The organism is Pseudoalteromonas sp. Xi13, assembly GCF_003952205.1.
Classification (GTDB): Bacteria; Pseudomonadota; Gammaproteobacteria; order Enterobacterales; family Alteromonadaceae; genus Pseudoalteromonas; species Pseudoalteromonas atlantica.
In genome coordinates this window covers 848,464-869,633 of the sequence record NZ_CP034439.1, presented here as the reverse complement: position 1 = coordinate 869,633, position 21,170 = coordinate 848,464, and the positions used below count along the sequence as shown (strand labels likewise).

The 21,170-nt window shown below is 41.9% G+C and carries 17 protein-coding genes; 7 read left to right on the top strand and 10 right to left on the bottom strand.

The annotated features are described in order from the left end of the window. Positions 1 to 51 precede the first annotated feature (51 nt). Positions 52 to 780, top strand: coding sequence for a 3-deoxy-D-manno-octulosonic acid kinase (locus tag EJ103_RS03880; RefSeq protein ID WP_126006148.1), 729 nt, complete (start codon positions 52 to 54; stop codon positions 778 to 780). Here EJ103_RS03880 and EJ103_RS03875 read toward each other — a convergent pair. Then, positions 763 to 1,845, bottom strand: a complete 1,083-nt coding sequence (locus EJ103_RS03875) for a glycosyltransferase (RefSeq protein ID WP_126006146.1) — start codon at positions 1,843 to 1,845, stop codon at positions 763 to 765. The two genes, EJ103_RS03880 and EJ103_RS03875, sit on opposite strands and share 18 nt — an antisense overlap. After that, complete coding sequence (locus tag EJ103_RS03870) at positions 1,842 to 2,915, bottom strand: glycosyltransferase family 1 protein (RefSeq protein WP_126006144.1); 1,074 nt, start codon at positions 2,913 to 2,915, stop codon at positions 1,842 to 1,844. The genes EJ103_RS03875 and EJ103_RS03870 overlap by 4 nt, the downstream gene beginning before the upstream one ends. 211 nt (positions 2,916 to 3,126) lie before the next feature. On the opposite strand from EJ103_RS03870, the gene EJ103_RS03865 reads away from it, so the two are divergent. After that, positions 3,127 to 4,632, top strand: a complete 1,506-nt coding sequence (locus tag EJ103_RS03865; RefSeq protein ID WP_126008714.1) for a capsule assembly Wzi family protein — start codon at positions 3,127 to 3,129, stop codon at positions 4,630 to 4,632. 97 nt (positions 4,633 to 4,729) lie between these two features. Here the strand turns inward: EJ103_RS03865 and hldE are convergent, their stop codons facing one another. Continuing rightward, positions 4,730 to 6,169, bottom strand: coding sequence for a bifunctional D-glycero-beta-D-manno-heptose-7-phosphate kinase/D-glycero-beta-D-manno-heptose 1-phosphate adenylyltransferase HldE (hldE, locus tag EJ103_RS03860; RefSeq protein WP_029773562.1), 1,440 nt, complete (start codon positions 6,167 to 6,169; stop codon positions 4,730 to 4,732). Beyond that, a complete protein-coding gene (locus EJ103_RS03855; RefSeq protein ID WP_004588568.1) occupies positions 6,169 to 6,759 on the bottom strand; it encodes an SIS domain-containing protein in 591 nt (196 codons plus the stop codon). Before EJ103_RS03855 ends, hldE begins: the two co-directional genes overlap by 1 nt. A gap of 182 nt (positions 6,760 to 6,941) precedes the next feature. Here EJ103_RS03855 and waaA point away from each other — a divergent pair, with 182 nt between their 5' ends. Further along, a complete protein-coding gene (waaA, locus tag EJ103_RS03850) occupies positions 6,942 to 8,225 on the top strand; it encodes a lipid IV(A) 3-deoxy-D-manno-octulosonic acid transferase (protein ID WP_126006142.1) in 1,284 nt (427 codons plus the stop codon). Beyond that, the gene (locus tag EJ103_RS03845) at positions 8,222 to 8,770 is read left to right on the top strand and encodes a DUF1415 domain-containing protein (RefSeq protein WP_126006140.1); all 549 of its coding nucleotides are present in this window, start codon (positions 8,222 to 8,224) and stop codon (positions 8,768 to 8,770) included. The genes waaA and EJ103_RS03845 overlap by 4 nt, the downstream gene beginning before the upstream one ends. Positions 8,771 to 8,807: 37 nt before the next feature. Here the strand turns inward: EJ103_RS03845 and EJ103_RS03840 are convergent, their stop codons facing one another. From EJ103_RS03840 to purL, 4 genes are all read right to left on the bottom strand, one after another. Then, positions 8,808 to 9,137, bottom strand: a complete 330-nt coding sequence (locus tag EJ103_RS03840; RefSeq protein ID WP_126008712.1) for a YdbL family protein — start codon at positions 9,135 to 9,137, stop codon at positions 8,808 to 8,810. Positions 9,138 to 9,147: 10 nt separating this feature from the next. Further along, the gene (locus tag EJ103_RS03835) at positions 9,148 to 9,345 is read right to left on the bottom strand and encodes a YnbE family lipoprotein (RefSeq protein ID WP_004588572.1); all 198 of its coding nucleotides are present in this window, start codon (positions 9,343 to 9,345) and stop codon (positions 9,148 to 9,150) included. 2 nt (positions 9,346 to 9,347) lie between these two features. Continuing rightward, on the bottom strand, positions 9,348 to 11,804 hold the full coding sequence (locus EJ103_RS03830; protein ID WP_126006138.1) for a YdbH domain-containing protein: 2,457 nt from the start codon (positions 11,802 to 11,804) through the stop codon (positions 9,348 to 9,350). A gap of 133 nt (positions 11,805 to 11,937) precedes the next feature. Next, positions 11,938 to 15,828, bottom strand: a complete 3,891-nt coding sequence (purL, locus tag EJ103_RS03825; RefSeq protein WP_126006136.1) for a phosphoribosylformylglycinamidine synthase — start codon at positions 15,826 to 15,828, stop codon at positions 11,938 to 11,940. A gap of 211 nt (positions 15,829 to 16,039) precedes the next feature. Between purL and mltF the strand changes: the two genes are divergently transcribed. Both mltF and EJ103_RS20135 read left to right on the top strand, forming a co-directional pair. Further along, the gene (gene mltF, locus EJ103_RS03820; protein ID WP_126006134.1) at positions 16,040 to 17,545 is read left to right on the top strand and encodes a membrane-bound lytic murein transglycosylase MltF; all 1,506 of its coding nucleotides are present in this window, start codon (positions 16,040 to 16,042) and stop codon (positions 17,543 to 17,545) included. Positions 17,546 to 17,791: 246 nt separating this feature from the next. Beyond that, a complete protein-coding gene (locus EJ103_RS20135; RefSeq protein ID WP_004588576.1) occupies positions 17,792 to 17,956 on the top strand; it encodes a hypothetical protein in 165 nt (54 codons plus the stop codon). On the opposite strand, the gene tadA is transcribed toward EJ103_RS20135, so the two are convergent. Further along, a complete protein-coding gene (gene tadA / locus EJ103_RS03815) occupies positions 17,953 to 18,456 on the bottom strand; it encodes a tRNA adenosine(34) deaminase TadA (RefSeq protein WP_126006132.1) in 504 nt (167 codons plus the stop codon). The two genes, EJ103_RS20135 and tadA, sit on opposite strands and share 4 nt — an antisense overlap. A gap of 178 nt (positions 18,457 to 18,634) precedes the next feature. Here tadA and EJ103_RS03810 point away from each other — a divergent pair, with 178 nt between their 5' ends. After that, positions 18,635 to 19,939: an inosine/guanosine kinase gene (locus EJ103_RS03810; RefSeq protein WP_004588578.1), complete on the top strand. Its 1,305-nt coding sequence runs from the start codon at positions 18,635 to 18,637 to the stop codon at positions 19,937 to 19,939. A gap of 34 nt (positions 19,940 to 19,973) precedes the next feature. Here the strand turns inward: EJ103_RS03810 and glsB are convergent, their stop codons facing one another. Then, positions 19,974 to 20,897, bottom strand: coding sequence for a glutaminase B (glsB, locus tag EJ103_RS03805; protein WP_004588579.1), 924 nt, complete (start codon positions 20,895 to 20,897; stop codon positions 19,974 to 19,976). Positions 20,898 to 21,170: the final 273 nt, after the last annotated feature.

The following is a 21,170-nucleotide window of genomic DNA, read 5'->3' as shown; positions in this document are numbered from 1 at the left end:
CGCTATAAAACACGTTAATATACACGCATTATTGAATTATTTTAACGAGCTATGTTTAAAACACTAACGCAAGGTAAGCACACTATTTTAAGCCACCCAGATTATTTTAACGAGGTTGATTTAAACTGGTTTGATGCAGATTATTGGCAGCAGCAAAATAAAATAGTCGGTGCTAAAAAAGGCCGCGCCACAGCCTGGTTTTTTAAACACGATAGTTTAACCGCTGTACTTAGGCACTATTGGCGCGGCGGTATAGTTGGCAAGTTGTTAAGCGATCAGTACCTCTACCCTGGGCTTAAAAACACCCGTGTGTATAAAGAGTTCAGCTTAATGATAAGGCTTATTGAGCTTGGCTTAAATGTGCCAAAACCCATTGCCGCTAAGGTAACAACCGCAGGCTTAATTTATCGTGGCGATATAATTACAGAGGCTGTAAAAGGGGCTAAAAGCCTGCTCGATATTTTAATTGAACGCCCACTAACAGAAGATGAGCTCAAGCGAATTGCCAATACTGTTGCGCTATTTCACTCAAAAGGTGTGTACCACGCTGATTTGAATATAAATAATATTTTATTTAATGAAACGGGCGAGGTTTATATTATCGACTTTGATCGCGGCGAAATAAAACCATTAAATAAGCAATGGCAACAAAGTAATATGGCACGTTTAGAGCGCTCATTTTTAAAAGAGCAAGGACGTAACAACGCTTTTTATTGGCAAAGTAATGACTGGCAAACTTTATTGGCTATTTATAAAGGGCAATTAACCACACAAAGCTAAGTATTGCTTAGCAACTTGTTCGGCCGTTACCTTTTGTAAAATATCGGCATTATCTACATTAGGCTTAGTGTTTAAAACCAGCTCAATTTTAGCCGCTAGCTCATCGCTATGCCCTACAGGCGCTAAATATTTAGCCAAGTCGTTTGTTAAAATTTCGCTCGGTCCAAACGTACAGTTAGTACTTACTACAGGCGTGCCAACAGCTAATGCTTCAATTAACACTGTAGGGAGCCCTTCAAAATCAGAGCTTAATACCAATGCCTCGGCCTGCTTAATCCAGTTATACGGATTTTGTTCAAACCCTGGCACTATAAGTTGTCCCTCAATACCATACGCTTTTGCAAGCTTAAATGCTTTGCTAGGCTTATTGCATAAAAGGACTAATTTGTATTTTTTATCAAGCTTTGCAAATGCCGCAAATAAAATATCGTGGCGCTTTTGTTTAGCTAACCGCCCTACATGAATAACATACGGTGATTGTGGAATTTGCGTATTAACCTCATTTGAGAGGCGCTTTATATCCACTAAATTAAAGGGATTATAAATAGTTGTGATGGCGGTTGGGCTAATTAAACGCCCTTGGGTAATTTCTTGCTCTACCCCTTTAGACACGCACACCAAGGATTTTCCATTTAAGTTTTGCTTTGACTTTTTAAGATAGTGATAAGAAAACGGGCCTAGCTTTTTTTGCCTCGCTAGCTCTGCATTAACAGAGTTATGCATAACAAAGTGAACATTTTTAATCTGGCTTTTAGCCAATAAGTTATTGCTTCTATCTAAATTGCTAAGCACTAAATCTATGGGGCCAGTTTGTTTTTGTTTGTTGTTAAACCACGCCTCTAGTTTTGCTACACTTTTGTTTATTTTCCAAAAACGATCCACTTTAGTGGCTTTATCACTGAATAAACTTTCAACCTTTATGTTCGCAGGGATCGTGTACTCATATTTATTAGCCAACGATAAAATAGTAACGCTATGCGTTTTTACTAGCTGCTGAGCAAGGGTTAGCATCACTTTTTCGGCGCCGCCACCCGCTAACGAGTCTATTACAATCACTATATTCATCTATCGGCAACCATCAGCATGCTTTTAACCCCTTGCGTTATTTCTTCATAGCTATGGGCGCTTTCAAGCAAAGAATATTTTTCTAGTAGCTGGTTAAAATGCGGCTCTATTAGTAAAGCGCTGGCTTTATTTACTATGTCTTCAATCTCAAAGTTTGCTTTAATTACCACGCCAGTTGTGGCGCAACTTGCTAGGCGCTGTGTTTGATCTTTTGATATAGCGCATGCCACAGCAGGCGTTTTAACAGCAACCGCTTGCAATAGGGTGTCGCCAGCACTTAACAATGCAAATTTAGCTTGCTCCATAAGCGACAAAAACTCACTATTTTCTAACGTATCCAAATTTATAACCGTATTTGATACTGGCAACGCTTTATTATAATTAGGGCCAAATACCACCACCGCCTTTAACCCTGTTTGCAATGAAATTTGCTCTGCAGCGGCAAAAAAAACATCTGCACAGTTTTGATTATTTAGCACATGACCGCCAGAGCCTGCACTCACAATAAAGTAGCTTTGTTCATCAAGCTGATATTTTTTTAACACCTGTTTGGTATCGCACGCTGATGAAAATGCTATGTAAGGGCCCACATTTTTAGGCATAGCCAAAGAAAACATATCTATTTTAGCTTTTTCAGCCCAGCTAAGCGGTTCAATGCAGTAATCAGGCTGTACCACCCAATGGCTATCAATTAGGTTGATACGGTTAAGTTTTAAGCCCTTCGCTCGCTTTTTCGCATGCTGAGAAATAAACACCACTTTGGCACCCACTTTTTTTGCAGCTTTCATGTGAGCAGCGCGCCCTGCACAATCAAATATTACAATGTCAGGTTTAAAATCGGCTATAACTTCACACACTTTATCGCGCTCTTTAGTCGCAGAGCGCTCAAGCAAGGTGGTATCATATGGGCAGTTTTTAGCGTAGTTCGTGTGTTTATTTAAAACAAAGTGGATAGTAAGTGAACCTAGACATTCACTTTCAAGGCTTTGGGCTAGCAACAACGAGCGCATGTATTCACCTATTCCTTGTGGCGATGATACGGGTATAAATAAAAGTCGTTTGTTGCTCATTGCATTCTCTATTTCCTATTTGCGCAGCAGTATATCAATCCCATTGTTTTTACGATAGCTAGGTTACATTTTTATACACAAATTTAACGCCCTAAAATAGATTATTTACTGCAATAGCCATGCTAGATTGGTAAACTTAGCCGCAATCTTAATCACAAGGATCTGAACTTTGCGAAACAGAATCTTTCTACTTTCTTCTCTTTTTTGCGCTATGAGCGCATCAGTAACAGCAGAGCCCTGGGTAAAGCCAGACGATTACGGTCTACGAGCTGACATTCAACAACTGGCTGATGCCGGTGTTATTTTAGCGCCTGTAACCACCTATCCGCTAATGTGGAAAAGCTTTATTGGCGAGCTAGAATCGAGCAAGCTTGAACTTTTATCTCCCAGCCTGCAAGATGCACTGCTTCGTGTAAAACATCGTTATAAGTCAGAAAATAGTAGCTCGCACAGTGTGCAACTCTCAGCGTTTGCCGCATCAGACCCAATTATAGCCACCAGCTTTGGGGCAACCAACACACAAGAATCTGAGCTTTCTGCGGCCTACGCCTACCTTGGCGATAACTTTGCGGCGAAGGTAGCCATTAATTACCGTAACGATGGTAAGCAATGCTTAGTTGATGGCAAAACAACCGATGATATAGCCACTAACGAACAAGCACTTGAAGATTGTAACGATACCTCATTTGACGATAGCTACTTAGCCTACCGCTTGGGCAATTGGATTTTTAGAGCCGGTGCCGTAGAGCAGTTTTGGGGCCCAGGTGTTGATAACAGTTTAATTATGTCGGGTAATGCAAAGCCACTGCCGGCACTAAGTGTAACCCGTGAGCAAAGCACAGCGTTTGAAACGCCTTGGTTAAGTTGGCTTGGGCAATGGAGCTTTACCGCGCAAATGGCAAAGTTAGAATCGACCCGTGTTATTCCTGATGCGCTGCTTTGGAGCAGCCGTGTTAACTTTCGCCCGATGCAACAGCTTGAAATTGCTTTAAGTTGGTCTGCGCAGTGGGCCGGTGAAGGCCAACCAAGCTCAGCAGGTGATTTTATTGATGTTATTACTGGGCAAACTAATTGTATTGATGGCAATGAAAATTGTGATAGCTCACTAGAGACTAAAATTGGTAATCAGCTTGCTGGCATAGATGTGCGTTGGTCTGACACTTTATTTAGTCACCCGTATGCAATCTACGCAAGTACAATTGGCGAAGATGCCAGCTCGCAATTCAAACCAGCCGACAGAGCGTACTTATTTGGCGTACAAACTACGCAGCGCATTTACAATCAAAATGTGCTCGTTAACGTTGAATACATAGACACAGGTGTATCGTGCTCGGCCGAATCAACCAGTGAAAACTGCTACTACGAACACTCCGATTATAAATCGGGCTATCGTTACCACGGCCGCACTATTGGCTCTACCTTTGATAATGATGCGCAGTCAGTGGTATTAACACTTTTAGGTCAGCTTTCAAATGGTGATGACTGGCAAGTAAAACTACGTAGTGTGGATTACAACAGCGATAATCGCGACCGTTACCCTAGTAACCCCGATTTAGGTAATACAATTACCAAAACCGGTTATAACTCAAAACAAGTTGAGCTACGCTACAGGCAGCTGGCTATGGGTGGGCGCTTAACGCTCGGCGCTTTTGCATCAAACAACGATGGCGCAGAAAACGACACATCAGCGTTTGCTAAGTACGAATATAATTTTTAGACCGTATATTTAAAAATAGCATTTTAAAGCCAGCTATTTATAACAAAAAAGGGTTGAAAACTGCGTTTTCAACCCTTTTTTATTTAATCAGTAAATGTTACTGCTTTATTTTGCTAATCACTTTAGAGGTTGAACAACCATCTAAAAATGTCAGCACTTCTACTTTGCCACCATGGCGTAGCACATGATCGGCGCCAGCTATTTGCTCTACGGTGTAATCACCACCTTTAACTAAAATATCGGGGCTTATTTGCTCGATTAATTTAGCCGGTGTGTCGTTTTCGTCCGCGCTGCCAAAGGGAATTACCCAATCTACAGAGGCGAGTGCACTTAATACCATTGCGCGCTCATCAAGTGGATTTATAGGGCGCTCAGGGCCTTTTAAACGCGTAATTGAATCATCATTATTTAAACCAACAACGAGTCTATCTCCACGCGCTTTGGCTTGGGCTAAATAGCGTACGTGGCCTGCGTGTAAAATATCAAAACAGCCATTGGTAAACACTATCGTTTCGCCATTTTGCTTAGCAAACTCAATGTGTTGCAATACATCGTCAAACGGAGTTTGGTAGTGCTCGCCATTGGTGTGTAAGTATTGGCCAAGCTTTTGGCTAAGCTCTTCTGGTGAAACCGTTGCCGCACCCAATTTACTTACTACAATGCCTGCGGCTAAATTAGCAATTTCTACCGCATCTTTAGGCTCCATACCTGCCCCTAGCATCACCGCAAGCGTGGCTATAACAGTATCGCCTGCGCCAGTTACATCGCTTACTTCTAGCTGCTGCGCTGCAAAGTCGTGTTTTTCATCAGCGTTAATTAATGACATACCTTGCTCAGAGCGTGTAAGTAGCATGGCTTTAATACCATTTTTACTAATTAGCTCACGCGCGCTTTGTGCTAATATTTCTTCAGAGCCTGTTTTACCCCCAGCCAAATTAAATTCATGTAAATTAGGGGTAATGTAGTCTGCGCCTTCGTATAAGTGTAAGTCGGGCGATTTAGGATCTATAAGCACGGTTTTACCCGCCGCTTTAGCAACGCTAACCATTTCTTTAATTAAGCTCAGCGAGCCTTTGCTGTAATCAGAAAATACCACAAAGTCGTAATCATCAAGCACCAGCTCTAAACGGTTTAATAACAACTGGCTATGCTGCTCGCTAAAGGTTTCTTCTAAATCTAGGCGCACAAGTTGTTGATGGCGGCTAATTACACGCATTTTAGAAATAGTGGGCAAATCGCATACACTAACAAGCTGTGAATGTATTTTTTCACCTTTTAAAATAGTTTCTAAGATTTGCCCGCTTTCATCTTCACCAATTAAACCAAGTAAGCCCACTTTGGCATCAAGTCGCGCAATGTTTTTTGCAACATTTGCAGCACCACCCGCTTTATCTTCAAACTTGCTTACTTTAACAACGGGTACTGGAGCCTCTGGCGAAATACGCCCTGTATCGCCATACCAGTAACGGTCTAGCATGACATCGCCGACAACTAAAATACGCGCTTTAGATAAGTTTTTTAATAGCGATAAATCCATTACTGCTGCTCCGCAACAACCATATCGATAGCTTCACATAACCAATGGCCAATAAACATATGTGCCTCTTGGATACGGGCTGTTTCATCATTTTTTATAATAATGGGCAATTTAGCAATGTCTTTTACTTTACCGCCCTCGCGACCGGTTAAGGCAACCGTAAACGCGCCAATTTTATTAGCTGCTTCCAGTGCTAAATTAATATTGGCGCTGGTACCTGAGGTTGTTAAACCAATCACTAAATCTTCTGGTTTACATAAAGCCTGAACTTGGCGTTCAAATACCGTATCAAAGTGGTAGTCGTTACTGTGCGCAGTTAATATTGAGGTATCTGTGGTCAGCGCCATTGAGGCAAGTGGGCCACGCTCTAACTTATAACGCACAACAAATTCGGCAGCTAAATGCTGTGCATCGGCAGCACTGCCGCCGTTGCCAAACCAAATAACCTTACCACCAGCTTGCAATGCACTGTGGCACGCTTCTAATAATTGCATAGACTCTTGATGATAAGCCTCCATCGTTTCAAATAAGGCTTGATGACGGTTTAAACTTTCAACGTAGCTTGTTGCCACAGAATCGATAATTGACATGAAAAATTCCTCTAGGAACTGAAATGGCAGGAAAAAATTAAATCCATTATTCCATAGTTTTATTTAGTTGTGTGTATTTTATGGGAATATAGCTGAACTGAATTATAATTTAGTGCTTCACATGTTCAGAAATTATCACTTTCGCGTTAAACTAGCGCCACTTACCTTAATAAAAGTTCAGTATGGCACGCATTTTTTACTCACTCGCTTTAATTTTAATTAGCCCACTGATTGTATTTTACTTGTATGTACTAAGAGGTAAAAAAAATAAAGGCTACCGCGCGCACTTTAAAGAGCGCTTTGGTTTTATTAGCAAACATTTATTTAATAATAGCGCTAAACCGGTTGTGTTCCACTGCGCTTCAGTAGGTGAGGTCCTTGCTGCAGCGCCACTGATTAAAGCTCTGCAAAAACAACACCCGCAGCTTAATATACTTATTACCTGCAATACTCCTACCGGGCGTGCGCAAATTAGTGAACAATTTAAAAATACCGTGGCGTGTTGTTATTTACCTATAGACTTTGCTGGTTCGAGCGCTCGATTTTTAAAGCGCGTAAATCCACAAGCACTGTGTATTTTAGAAACTGAGCTGTGGCCTAATTTAATGGCAATAAGCCATAAAAAGACTATTCCGGTATTAGTGCTTAATGCTCGCCTAAGCGAAAAATCGCAACAAGGGTATCAAAAGGTGGCAGGGTTAACCCATATAATTATGCGTTCAATTTCAGTGCTTGCAAGTCATAATAAAAATGATGCTAAGCGCTTTGTTGAACTTGGTTTACCCTCTTCAAAAAGCCATGTTACAGGCTCAATAAAGTTCGACATTACGCCAAGCAATGAGCAACTAACTAAAGTTGCAAATCTTAAAGCCGAATATAAAACCAAAGAACGTTTTGTATGGGTGGCAGGCTCTACTCACCCGCTTGAACACGAAATGATATTAAACGCCCATCAGCAGCTATTAAAAAAACACCCTAATGCACTTTTAGTTATAGCACCGCGCCACCCTGAGCAATTTGATAAAGTAGCCGATACGTTAACTCAAAGCCCACTTAGCTTTAGTCGTCGCAGCAACAATAACTATCAAAACGAGCAGGTACTATTAGCTGATACACTGGGCGAACTTCAGTGTTTATATGGCGCAGCGAATGTAAGTTACATAGGCGGTAGTTTAATTCGCCGAGGTGGGCACAACCCACTAGAAGCTGCTGCTTTTTCGGTTGGTGTTATTACAGGCCCACATACGTATAATTTTGATCATATCTACCCTGAGCTAATTAAACTTAAAGGGGCTGTCGTTGTTGAAAATACCGATGAGCTTGCTAAACAATTAATTAATTTAAGCCAAAACACCAAAGCGTGCCAAAGCTTGGGTATTAAAGCGCAGCAATGTGTAGTAAAAAACCAAGGCGCCATTGAAAAAACATTAACCATTATAAATCAGTATTTAGAGCCAAAAGCATGACTCATCAAGCAATTGCCCAAACCCGCGAGTGGGTGTCATCTGTTATTGTAAAATATAACTTTTGCCCATTTGCCCGTAAAGAAGTAGAAAACAACTGTATTCATTATGTGCTTAGCCATGCAATAAAAATTGATGACGCTGTAATGGACATGCTAGAGCAGTGTGTGCAGCTTGATCAAAATCCAGAGCGCGAAACCACATTAATACTGTTTGATAACGGCTTTAGCGATTTTGAAGACTTTTTAGATTTAGTCGATTTAGCCAATGCCTTACTGGTAGCACAAGGCTTTGAAGGTAAATACCAAATTGCTAATTTTCATCCCGATTACGTATTTGCCGACAGCAATGAAGATGATCCGGCAAATTACACCAACCGAGCACCCTACCCTACACTGCATTTAATTCGCGAACTGAGTATGAGCGAAGCGCTTGATCACTATAACGAGCCTGAATCTATACCAGAGCACAATATAAAGCTTGCAAGGCGCAAAGGATTCGACTTTTGGCAGCAACTTTTAGCAAATATAAAAAAACCGAGCGCCTAAACGCTCGGTTTTTAAGTAATATGTTTAGCTGCTTGTATTACTTTTTAACCCAGTTACCATTCACTTCAATATAGTGGCCACTTTTGGTCTTTTCGATTGTTTTAGCTGCTGCGAGTGCTTCTACTTGTACCAGCGATAAATCGTTCTTTTTAGCCAACTTTAAATACTGTGCTTTACGTTTAGCGTTAATTTCTTCAACCACGGCTTTTGCCTCGCTGTTTTGTACAACAAGCCCTAAGTAACCTGAGCTATCTTCACCCACTAAGCCTTGGTTTTTAGCATCATCTAAACTAATAGCCCACGCCGAAAACGACAAACATACCGCACTTACTAAAGTAGCAATACTTAATTTATTTTTTATAGTCATCATTTAGCTCCTAAAATAATTCACTGTCGTCACTGAATAAGTTATCGAGTTCTTTATCTACTTTTACTCGAATTTCGTGATCTACTTTTACATTTAGATTGATCGTTATCGGCTCTTTCGCTGCCACCTCCACTCTGTGGGTACATGCGCTTAAAGCGCTAATAGCAGCAAGTGCAATAACGGCCTTAATGCTCAACAAATTTTTCATCATTAGTTTCCTTTTTTAGAGTATTGCTGCTCAACTTTTTGCGTTATTTCGTCGCTCAGTCTAAGCGCTCTTAGCAACGTAAACACGTTTTCTTCGTGATTATAATTAAAGTTAACTTGTTGCTGCTCTGGCTCATTAAAGCCTTGTAAGTTAACACCTAAGTTTAACCAGCCATCACTTTTAAGTGCTACTGTACTATTAAGCTTTTGTATATCAAGGTTTTTGAGCAACCCAAGCACAGGTTGTAACTCTTGTTGCTGGCGCATAACAGCGTCAAACGCTTCGTTATTACTAATAATAAGCTTCCCTTGGCCTTGATTGGCTAGGCTGCCACTTTGTACCTCAACCCCTGTGTCATCAAAATAAAACGGCAACGACCCTTTTAGCCTACCTGTTAGGGTAATACCCGACTTATCGTCAAGCGTTATTAATTTACTGGCATCAACATTTTCAAACGTAACATTAGCTGTTTGCTGCTGCTTTAAAAGCGTGTATTTATCTAAAGAAAATTTACCACCAAAAATATCGCCTTCAACATCAAAGGCCTGCGCGCTATTATTAACCACTTTAATATTACCCGTGATACTTTTAACTACAGCGCCTGCACGTAATTCATTAAGATTAAAGGTAGTAGGGGCAACATTAAGCTGCCCTGAATCGTACTGCCCACCTAGCTGCATACTAAATTGATTAGCTAAGTAGTCGTTATACAGTGCACTGGTATCAGTCATCGTTATAGTAAAATTTGCTTTTTGTAAATTCACATCACCACTTATACGCCCACCCAATTTTCCTTGGGTTAGCTGAGCTAACGGTTCAAATTGGCTAACGATTGAATTTAACGAAAGCACACTTTGCTCTGGTATAATCACTTCAAACGGATGCGCTACCTTTGAAACATGGTGATTGGCCACCAACTCAACACCATTTACAAATACATGATGAGACGCGTCAAGCGCGCGACTTTGCAGCCCAGTTGACGTTACGTTTATAGTATTTAAATCGACATTTGGACTAGTGAGTGTATTTATTTGGGTGTTTGCATTTAAGTGAGCAAATAACTCTCCCACACCTAAGTTTGCTCTTGCATTAAGGGTGTTATTAATACCGGTGAGTTTATACTCGTTGTATTGCACGCTTTTAAGCTTACTTTTAAGCGTTACTTTTGCATAGAGCTTTTCATTCATACTTGCTTCAAGGTTACCTGTGTAGCCGTTAAGGGTGCTGCCATAAGCAGCTGCGCTATCAAAGCTTAACTCAATACGTGCGCTACCTTCGGGCTTAAAGTCAATAAGTTGAGTAACTGTAAAATCCCCCTTGGCTTTAATATTATTAGCCTCAGCCGGTAAAAATTTAGGCAAAGAGTTAAGCGCAATATCGTAATTACCGCTTAATTGAGCGTTTTTAAGCTGCGTACTTAGCGTTATAGCGTCTATTTCATCTGTATGTAGCTGTGCCTTTAGCTGTGTGCGGGCGCTTTGTAACGGTGCAGCAGTATTTATAAACGTATCTGTAAACGTTATATCTATATTTTGCTTGGCTTGCTCTGCGCTTTTGAGCGTTATTAACGGTAAGGTTAGGTTGTTATGTGCAAAGTTAATTGGTTTAGCTAAAGCCCATTGCCAATTAAGTGGAAGCTGCTTTACAGCAAATGACTTGTAGGCACTTTCAGGAATAAGAGATTGGCAGTTATTACTAAGTTTTACATTGTTTTTAAGCTTGCTTGGGTCAAGCTCAAGGTTTTGGCTATTTAAATTATAGGTAGCACTTAGCACACCTTTGGAGCTGTTTGTTATATCACAGCTTTGTATTTTATAGTCATACTGGGCTTGTAAATCACCAGTAAGGCTTGCCTCTACCCCGTTAAAGCTAAATGTTTGCGATGTATCAAAGCTAAGTCCACTTAATAACTCATTATCTGTTTTAAGTAGTTGCTTCAATAATCCATCATTAACTTTAAGCTGCCCTTGTACCTTATTATTGTAAAGCGTTGCGCTTGCGTTTAAATCACCATTGACTACAAACTGGTTAAGCGTGGGCTCGGTGATATTTAGCATTAGCGGGCGCTTTAAAAGCGCACTGTGTATAGTTAAATGCTCAACTGTAATTGTTGGCCTTTTTTCAGGAAGCGCTAAATCTAAAATTGTGGCAGCAGTGCTTGTTTTACTACTTTGAGGAAATGGATTTACATTAAGTACTGCGTGTTTAACTTTAACATGCTTAGTATTAGCAGTAATACCTGTAAGAGCAAGCTCTTGATTTTGGTAACTTAAACAGGCTTTTTGCACGCGCACATTTAACTTACTCGTAAGCGAAAAATCTAAGCAGCTTAAGGTAACACCTGCTTTTTCAAGCTCAGGCGCTACAGCCCATTGTAATAGTGGCAAACGAAATACATAGCCAAGCAAAACTATACTTAGCAATACAGCACCCATAATTAAACCAACGCGCTTTAACATACTGTCCTTATAAGCTTTTATTTATACTTTACAAACTATCGTAATTTTAAATCTACGCAATCAAAAAAGGCTGCACAGTGCAGCCTTTTTTATTTTACAGCTAGATTATGAATCTAACTTGTATATGTCGTTTTTAACCTACATTTTTACGTGCGTTGCGGAACATACGCATCCATGGGCTATCCTCTTTCCACTCATCTGGGTGCCACGAGTTAGCAACAGCGCGGAATACACGCTCAGGGTGCGGCATCATTACAGTGGCACGGCCATCAGTAGAGGTAATACCGGTAATACCCTCTGGTGAACCATTTGGGTTAGCCGGGTATTGCGTTGTCGGCTTACCATAGTTATCTACAAATTTAACCGCAACAGTGCCGCTTTCAAGCGCAGCTTTAGTGGCGGCATCGTTTGCAAATTCTGCATGGCCTTCACCATGAGATACAGCAATTGGCATACGCGACCCAGCCATTCCATTAAAGAACACAGACGGGTTTTCTTGTATTTCAACTAAGCTAAAGCGAGCTTCAAAACGCTCTGACTTATTTGTTACAAAACGTGGCCAATGCTCAGTCCCCGGAATTAACTCTTTCAATGTTGATAACATTTGACAACCATTACACACACCTAAGCTAAAGGTGTCTTCACGGTGGAAGAAGTTTTGGAACTGATCGCGTGCCATATCGTTAAACAATATAGACTTAGCCCAACCTTCACCGGCGCCCAATACGTCACCATAAGAGAAACCACCACATGCCACTAAGCCTTTAAATTGCTCAAGGGTTAAACGCCCTTCGAGGATATCGCTCATGTGTACATCAACAGCGGCAAAACCAGCACGGTTAAACGCAGCAGCCATTTCTAAATGCGAGTTAACGCCTTGCTCACGTAAAATAGCCATTTGCGGCTTAGCGCCCGTTGCAATGTACGGTGCGGCTATATCTTCGTTTAAGTCAAAGTTAAGTTTTACGTTTAAGCCTGGATCTTTTGCATCAAACTTGGCATCAAACTCTTGCTTAGCACAATCAGGGTTATCACGACGTGCTTGCATTTGGTACGTTGTTTCGGCCCAAATAGTACGTAATTCAGTACGAGTATGATTAAGTACAGTTTGCTCACCGCGGTTAAATACAATGCTATCGTCGCTATTAAGCGAGCCAATCACGTGGCTAATTGCAGCAACACCGTGTTGCTCAAATACAGCATTTACGGCATCTAAATCGCTGTTAGCAACTTGAATTACCGCGCCTAGCTCTTCGTTATAAAGTGCTTCTAGGTCTGTCCCGGTTAACCCAGCCAAATCAACAGTCACACCGGTGTGCCCAGCAAATGCCATTTCAGTTACAGTAGTAAATAAACCACCGTCTGAGCGGTCATGATAAGCAAGTAGCTTGCTATCAGCGACAAGTGCTTGCATGGCATTGTAAAAGCCTTTCAGTAGCTCAGCGCTGTCAACATCTGGAGTAACATCACCAAGCTGCTTGTAAACCTGTGCAAGGCTTGATGCGCCCAGTCGGTTTTTACCCGCACCTAAGTCAACTAAAATAAGTGATGTATCGCCTTTATCAGTACGTAACTGCGGAGTCACTGTTTTACGCACGTCGTCAACACGGCCAAAGGCAGTAATAATAAGTGATAACGGAGAAGTAACTGATTGCTCAGCACTATCATCCTCGTTTTTCCATGTCGTTTTCATCGACATAGAATCTTTACCTACAGGTATAGTTAAACCAAGCGCAGGACAAAGCTCTTCGCCCACCGCTTTTACAGCTTCGTAAAGGCCGGCATCTTCACCAGGGTGACCGGCTGCAGCCATCCAGTTAGCCGATAGCTTAATGTTCTCTAGGCTTCCAATGTTGGCACAGGCAATATTGGTTAGTGACTCTGCCACGGCTAAGCGCGCCGATGCACCGTAATTTAATAGTGCTGCCGGCGTGCGCTCACCCAGTGACATAGCTTCACCGTGATAAGTGTCGTACGTTGCTGCGGTAACTGCACAGTTAGCCACAGGTACTTGCCAAGGACCCACCATTTGATCCCGTGCTACTAAACCGGTAACCGAGCGATCGCCAATGGTAATTAAGAATGTTTTTTCTGCAATGGTAGGTAAGCGCAGTAAACGCTGAGCAGCCTCGGCTATATCAATCGACTCTGCATCAATTGCCTTACCGGTAACTTGCTTTGAAGTTACATCGCGATGCATTTTAGGTGCTTTACCTAATAATACATCAAGCGGCAAATCAACAGGGCTGTTATCAAAGTGGCTGTCGGCAACAGTTAAGTGGCGCTCTTCTGTGGCTTCACCTATTACTGCGTACTGCGCACGTTCGCGCTTACAAATGGCTTCAAAGCGATCAAAGTCTTCAACAGCAACAGCCAGTACATAACGTTCTTGCGATTCGTTACACCAAATTTCGTGTGGGGCCATGCCCGGCTCATCGTTAGGAATATCACGTAGTTGGAATTTACCACCACGGCCACCATCATCTACAAGCTCAGGAAACGCATTAGATAAACCACCGGCGCCTACATCGTGTATAAACGCAATTGGGTTTTCATCCCCTAGTTGCCAACACTTATCGATCACTTCTTGGCAACGGCGTTCCATTTCTGGGTTTTCACGCTGTACAGAAGCAAAATCTAAATCTTCGTTTGACTGGCCCGATGCCATGCTTGATGCTGCACCGCCGCCTAAACCAATGTTCATCGCAGGGCCACCTAGTGCAATAAGTTTTGCACCGACTGGAATATCCCCTTTTTGAACATGATCAGCACGAATATTACCTAACCCACCGGCAAGCATAATAGGCTTGTGGTAACCACGCACCTCTTCACCATTGTGACTTGTTACTTTTTCTTCGTAGGTACGGAAGTAACCTAATAAGTTAGGACGTCCAAACTCATTATTAAATGCCGCGCCACCTAAAGGGCCGTCCATCATAATATCAAGCGCATTTACGATACGATTAGGTTTACCAAAGTCGCTTTCCCACGGTTGCTCGTAACCCGGAATACGTAAGTTAGAAACAGTAAAACCAACTAAACCCGCTTTTGGCTTAGAGCCGCGGCCTGTTGCGCCTTCATCGCGAATTTCACCACCTGAGCCTGTAGCCGCACCAGAAAATGGTGCTATAGCTGTTGGGTGGTTATGGGTTTCTACCTTCATTAAAATTTCTATGTCTTCTTGATGATACGCATATTCACCTTGCGCATTCGGGAAGAAACGACCCGCTTTTGAGCCCTTCATTACTGCTGCGTTATCTTTGTACGCCGACAGCACATTTTCAGGATTGTGCTCAAATGTATTTTTGATCATTTTAAACAGCGATTTAGGCTGCTCAATACCATCAATTGTCCAATCAGCATTAAATATTTTATGACGACAATGCTCAGAGTTTGCTTGCGCAAACATAAATAACTCTATGTCGTTAGGGTTACGGCCTAACTTTTTAAAGTTTTCTACTAAGTAGTCTATCTCGTCATCAGCAAGCGCAAAACCTTGTTCAACGTTTGCTGCAGCCAATGCTTCGCGCCCGCCACCTAAAATGTCAACTGATGACATTTCGCGAGGCGAGTCATTGCGGAATAACTGCGCTGCAGAAGCAAGTTCACTATGCGTTGCCTCAGTCATACGGTCGTGTAATAACGCCGTTACTTGAGCAAGCTGCTCTGCACTTAGTTCACCTTCTACGTAATAAGCAATACCACGCTCAACACGGTGAACCTGTTTAAGGCCACAGTTATGCGCTATGTCGGTTGCTTTAGATGCCCATGGTGAAATGGTGCCAGGGCGAGGGGTAACTAAAATAAGTGTGCCAGCTGGGGTATGCTCGGCAATAGTTGGACCGTAAGTAAGTAGTTTTTCAAGCTTAGTTTGCTCATCAACACTCAAAGGCGAGGTTAAATCGGCAAAATGTGCATACTCGGCATATACATTGGTGACTGGAAGTTGCGATAGTTTGCAACGCGCTAAAATTTTATTAACTCTGAACTCTGAAAGTGCTGGTGCACCACGAAGGATCAACATAGATAATTTCATCCGGGGTTAGGGATTGAACGATATTTTAGGCGGGCATTATAGTCTATGTAGCACCGAGTTTTAACTCCAAATTGCGCTTTTCAGAAAATTAACTTTTTATTTATATAAACAGTAGCAAAATTACCAATAAAAGCTAAACGCTAAGTGACGCCATAGTGAAGTTTTGGTATAACGGGGTATGAGCTTTATGGGGCGGTTAATGTTGAAAGAAAAGCTAATAATTATCATCACTTTAGTTATGTTGTTGTGTGCGTGTAATATGCAGGAGCAACAAACTCAACTTGCCCAAATTAAAGCACAAAATAAAATACGTGTAGGTACCCTTGCCAGTGCCAGCAACTACTACCAAGCCGTGCAAGGCGAGCAAGGTTTTGAATACGAGCTATCTCAAGCTTTTGCCGACTACCTAGGTGTTGAACTAGAAATAGTACCGTTTTTTAATTTATCCGATATGTTTGAGCGCCTTGAAAGCGGCGATTTAGACTTAATAGCCTCAGGACTTACCTACAACAAAGTGCGTGCACAGCAATACCGCTATGGCCCCACTTACAGAACAATTAGCCAAAAGTTGGTTTATAAACAAGGTCGAGTTCGCCCACGTGAATTTGACGACCTTGATGGAAACTTTACAGTTATAGCCAAAAGCAGCCACTCTTTAACCTTACAAAAAATAAAAAAGAGTAACCCAGATTTAACTTGGCAAGAAACCGAAGAACTGGATGAAGAGGAGCTTTTACAAGCCGTTATCGATGGCGAAATAGATTACACCCTCGCCGACTCACACACGCTTTCGCTGTTTAGACGCTACCACCCAAATTTAAGTATCGGCTTTTCAGTTACCCGAAATGACCCCATAGCTTGGATCCTTAATAAATCAAAAGATGATTCGCTTTATGCACTGCTAGTGCCCTTTTTTGGTGACGTAAAACAAAGTAACCAGCTGTATGTGCTCGAAGAAAAGTACTTTGGGCACGTACGTCAGTTTAACTACGTTAATACGCTTGCATACATAGAAGCTATAAAAGAAACGCTACCCACTTATAGGCCTTGGTTTGAGCAATATGCAGGTAGCCTTGACTGGCGCTTACTTGCTGCGCTTAGCTACCAAGAATCTATGTGGAACCCTCGCGCTAAATCGCCTACAGGTGTGAGAGGCATTATGATGCTGACACGCAGTACCGCTAAACAAGTGGGCGTAACAAATAGGTTAGAGCCAGAGCAAAACATCCGTGGCGGAGCTAAATACTTAGCTAAGCTCGTTAAACGCATCCCCGATAGAATCCCGCAGCCCGATAGAACTTGGCTTGCCCTGGCAGCCTATAATGTAGGTTGGGGGCACGTTAACGACGCGCGCATTATTACCGAACAACAAGGGGCGAGCCCTGATAAATGGGCCGATGTTAAAAAGCGCTTACCACTTTTAATCAAAAAACGTTATTACCGTAAAACCCGTTACGGCTATGCGCGTGGCGATGTTGCGGTAAAATATGTTGATAACATTCGCAGGTATTACGATGCACTTGTATGGCTTGATGAAAATAATGCCCTCGCGCCAGAACCTGAATCAGAACCTGAAGTTGAAGTTGAAAAAGCAGCTCAACCAAGCAAAAAGCCTGTAAACAACGATAAAACCGAACCTACCCCTTCGCTTTCACCTGAAGAAAAAAGTAAGCAAGGTGAAAATAACACGCAGCAGTCTCAGTAAAGCGTTTATATTTACGTTATTAAATGGGCTGTTCAGGCCTGTGAAACATTAAAATGTGGGCATTAAACGATTCTTTCCTCGTTTTAGCAGGCGCTAATTTCCCCTTCAGGCCTAACCACTCTAGTAACTAAATTAAAAATCTGTTTACTTGTCATGAAATGATCACTAATGTGTGTTTATAGTATATTTACCTGATTTTTAATATATATCTTGTGCCTTTCTCACTCTCACGCATTAGGAGAACACATGCTAAAACGTAGACGCACGCAAAAACTAAAACGCAATATTATTCATTCAACAGCCACCAGACGTCGTATTATGCTACGTAACTTACATAAAAAAATTATTTGGCGTCGTCGCATGTTTGCGATGCAGCAAATGATAGAAGTAGATTCAGATAAGGCTAACTAGTCACTAATTTGACGAGCTACTTTTTTAGCCGCTTTAATTTGTTCTCGGCGTTGTTTAAAAAACGCCGAAATAGTACTACCACAGGTTTGACCAAGCACCCCACCTAACACCTCTACCTGATGGTTCAGCCTCGGCTCTTGCAATAAGTTCATAATCGACCCAGCCGAGCCTGTTTTAGCATCAGGCGCACCGTACACAAGGCGCTTTATTCTGCTATGCACTAACAGCCCGGCACACATAGAGCATGGCTCTAACGTAACGTACAAAGTGCAATCAATTAAACGGTAATTATTTAAAGCTCTCCCTCCTTCACGCACTGCAATCATTTCGGCGTGCGCAGAGGGGTCGTTATCAGTAATTGAACGATTATAACCCGCTGCAATAAGCGTATTATCTTTAACAAGGACAGCTCCTACCGGAATTTCGCCCAATTGCTGCGCCTTATTGGCATAAACTAATGCCTGCTCCATCCAATACTCATCGCTTTTTAGATCGTTCATAGTGCTTACTTTAAATAAATTTTCTTTTGGTATTATATCAACTTGCCTGTTTAAAATGCGTAATTGATTAAATTATTGCAAAAATAAAACAAAATAATGTGGTTTATCGTGGCTCATAGAGTGTGATTTACGCTATAATCTCACGCTTTTTTTATTTAGCTCACAACACAGGTAGCAAATGAAATTTCCTGGACGCCGCAGACATAAACATTATTTTCCAGTGGAAGCTAAAGATCCACTTACTAATCAGCTAAACGCAACTGAGCGATTACAACGTAGTTACATTACGGGTATCGATCAGATCGTTGTTGATATTGAAGCCAAAGTCGATCAGGCTTTTTTAGACGAGTTTCAACTTCGCCGAGGAATGTCGCAAGTTATTGATAGCGATATTACTAACGCACTTTACGACCGTTTAAAACTAAACGACATGGTTGATTACGAATTTGCCGGTGGCACCATTGGTAACACAATGCATAACTACTCTGTACTAGCAGATGACCGTTCAGTATTGCTCGGTGTTATGAGTGAAAACATAAAAATTGGCAGCTATGCCTACCGCTTTTTATGTAACACATCAAGCCGCGTTGATTTAGACTATTTACAACCTGTCGATGGCCCTATTGGCCGTTGTTTTACCTTAATTGATGAAACAGGCGAGCGTACATTCGCAATTAGCGCCGGTTTAATGAATCACTTAAAGCCTGAGTCTATCGATAAACACTTAATTGAGCAGTCATCAGCACTTGTGATCAGCGCCTACCTAATGCGTACACAGGGTGATGAGACAATGACTGAAGCAACCATGCAAGCAGTTAAATACGCTAACGATGCAGGTGTACCGGTAGTTTTAACACTCGGCACTAAGTTTTTAATTGAGCAAGATCCAACCTGGTGGGCTAACTTTGTAAACGAGCATGTCGATATACTTGCCATGAACGAAGAAGAAGGGCTAGCAATTACTGGCTTTGAAGACCCGTTATTAGCCGCAGACAAAGCACTTGACTGGGTAGACTTAGTTATTTGTACCGCTGGCGAAAAAGGCTTATTTATGGCCGGTTACGTTGATGAGAGCTTTAAACGTGCAACCGAGTACCCACTATTACCAGGTGCCATTGCCGATTTTAATCGCTATGAGTTTTCTCGTGCAATGAAAAAATCAGATTGCGAAAACCCGATAAAAGCGTATAGCCATACGGCGCCATTCATGGGTGGGCCTGATTCAATCAAAAACACCAATGGTGCTGGCGATTGTGCGTTGGCTGCCGTGTTACACGATTTATCAGCAAACGTTTATCATAAGTTAAATGTCGCTAACTCAGCAAAACACGAACAAAAGGCAATAACCTACTCCTCTCTTGCACAAATTAGTAAGTACGCTAACCGCGCAAGTTACGAGGTATTAGTACAGCACTCTCCACGTTTATCACGTGGGTTACCAGAGCGCGAAGACTGCCTAGAGCAAGTGTACTGGGATCAATAAATAGGGAGCTGTGCGTGCTCCCTATTGCGGTATTTTAGAAAATCGAAATATCGAGCTTTTTAGATAGCAGCTCTAATGCTGCTATCCCCGCCACCGAGTTACCAAATTCATTAAGCCCTGGTGAATATACTGCCACTGTAAACTTACCCGGTAATACCGCTAGTATAGTGCCTGACACACCCGATTTACCCGGCATACCCACTCTGTAGCCAAAGTCTCCTGCCGCATCATATAAGCCGCTGGTGAATAAAATCGAATTTAATTGTTTATTCTGGCGACTACTCAAAACGCGCTTACCCGAGCTGTAATCAACCCCTTTATTCGCTAAAAAGTTATACGCTCTAGCTAGCTCAATACAGTTAAGCTCAATCGCACAAAAATTGAAGTAAGACCAAAGTACATCATCGACGTCATTCTCAAAATTACCAAACGACTTCATTAAATGCGCCATTGCCGCATTTCTATGCCTAAACTCATACTCAGAATTGGCCACTTTTTTATCAATCACTATTGCACTATTACCTGCAAGTAACCTAAACGTTTCAAGCATTGAGTGGCGAGGTGCGGATAATCGACTGTACAAAGCATCGCACGTCACAATCGCGCCAGCATTAATGAAAGGATTACGTGGTACGCCTTTTTCGAACTCTAACTGCGTAAGGGAATTAAACGCGGTTCCTGAGGGCTCTTTTCCTACCCGATGCCATAGTTCATCGCCATAGCGCTGTAGCGCCATTGTAAGCGTCATTACTTTAGAAACTGACTGAATAGTAAAACGTTTTGAGCAATCCCCCGCACAAATGGTTTCGCCATCGGTGGTATAAATAGCAATAGAAAACTGCTCGCTAGAAACCTCAGCAAGTGCAGGTATATAATCCGCAACTTTACCTTGTGATAACAAAGGGCGCACTTCGTGTGCTATTTCATCTAGTACAGTTTGGTAGTCAGCAGTGGGCAATTGACACCTCTATTTTGGCATTTATAAAAATTTGATTTTAACACGCACAACTTCTGTACGCCTAGCTATGTTACATGAATAAAATAGCAGATAAGCATGAACTTAATGTTTATTTTCAAAGTGATATTTTCTATATCAAAGCAATACTAATCCGCAATAAGCCTTAATCATTTTGCGAGGCTATAAAAAACTGATTACACTGAGCACGATGTGAGCCGTGACTTTGCCTCAGGAACTTAGCGTTATATAGGGGTATGAATGTTGTGGCTCAAA

Coding starts and splice junctions, on each gene's coding strand:
- EJ103_RS03830 (WP_126006138.1), bottom strand. CDS start 11,804: ATGTTAAAGCGCGTTGGTTTAATTATGGGTGCTGTATTGCTAAGTATA.
- EJ103_RS20135 (WP_004588576.1), top strand. CDS start 17,792: ATGCTAAAACGTAGACGCACGCAAAAACTAAAACGCAATATTATTCAT.
- purL (WP_126006136.1), bottom strand. CDS start 15,828: ATGTTGATCCTTCGTGGTGCACCAGCACTTTCAGAGTTCAGAGTTAAT.
- EJ103_RS03880 (WP_126006148.1), top strand. CDS start 52: ATGTTTAAAACACTAACGCAAGGTAAGCACACTATTTTAAGCCACCCA.
- EJ103_RS03845 (WP_126006140.1), top strand. CDS start 8,222: ATGACTCATCAAGCAATTGCCCAAACCCGCGAGTGGGTGTCATCTGTT.
- EJ103_RS03875 (WP_126006146.1), bottom strand. CDS start 1,845: ATGAATATAGTGATTGTAATAGACTCGTTAGCGGGTGGCGGCGCCGAA.
- mltF (WP_126006134.1), top strand. CDS start 16,040: ATGTTGAAAGAAAAGCTAATAATTATCATCACTTTAGTTATGTTGTTG.
- EJ103_RS03840 (WP_126008712.1), bottom strand. CDS start 9,137: ATGACTATAAAAAATAAATTAAGTATTGCTACTTTAGTAAGTGCGGTA.
- tadA (WP_126006132.1), bottom strand. CDS start 18,456: ATGAACGATCTAAAAAGCGATGAGTATTGGATGGAGCAGGCATTAGTT.
- EJ103_RS03865 (WP_126008714.1), top strand. CDS start 3,127: ATGAGCGCATCAGTAACAGCAGAGCCCTGGGTAAAGCCAGACGATTAC.
- EJ103_RS03855 (WP_004588568.1), bottom strand. CDS start 6,759: ATGTCAATTATCGATTCTGTGGCAACAAGCTACGTTGAAAGTTTAAAC.
- EJ103_RS03810 (WP_004588578.1), top strand. CDS start 18,635: ATGAAATTTCCTGGACGCCGCAGACATAAACATTATTTTCCAGTGGAA.
- hldE (WP_029773562.1), bottom strand. CDS start 6,169: ATGGATTTATCGCTATTAAAAAACTTATCTAAAGCGCGTATTTTAGTT.
- EJ103_RS03870 (WP_126006144.1), bottom strand. CDS start 2,915: ATGAGCAACAAACGACTTTTATTTATACCCGTATCATCGCCACAAGGA.
- EJ103_RS03835 (WP_004588572.1), bottom strand. CDS start 9,345: ATGAAAAATTTGTTGAGCATTAAGGCCGTTATTGCACTTGCTGCTATT.
- waaA (WP_126006142.1), top strand. CDS start 6,942: ATGGCACGCATTTTTTACTCACTCGCTTTAATTTTAATTAGCCCACTG.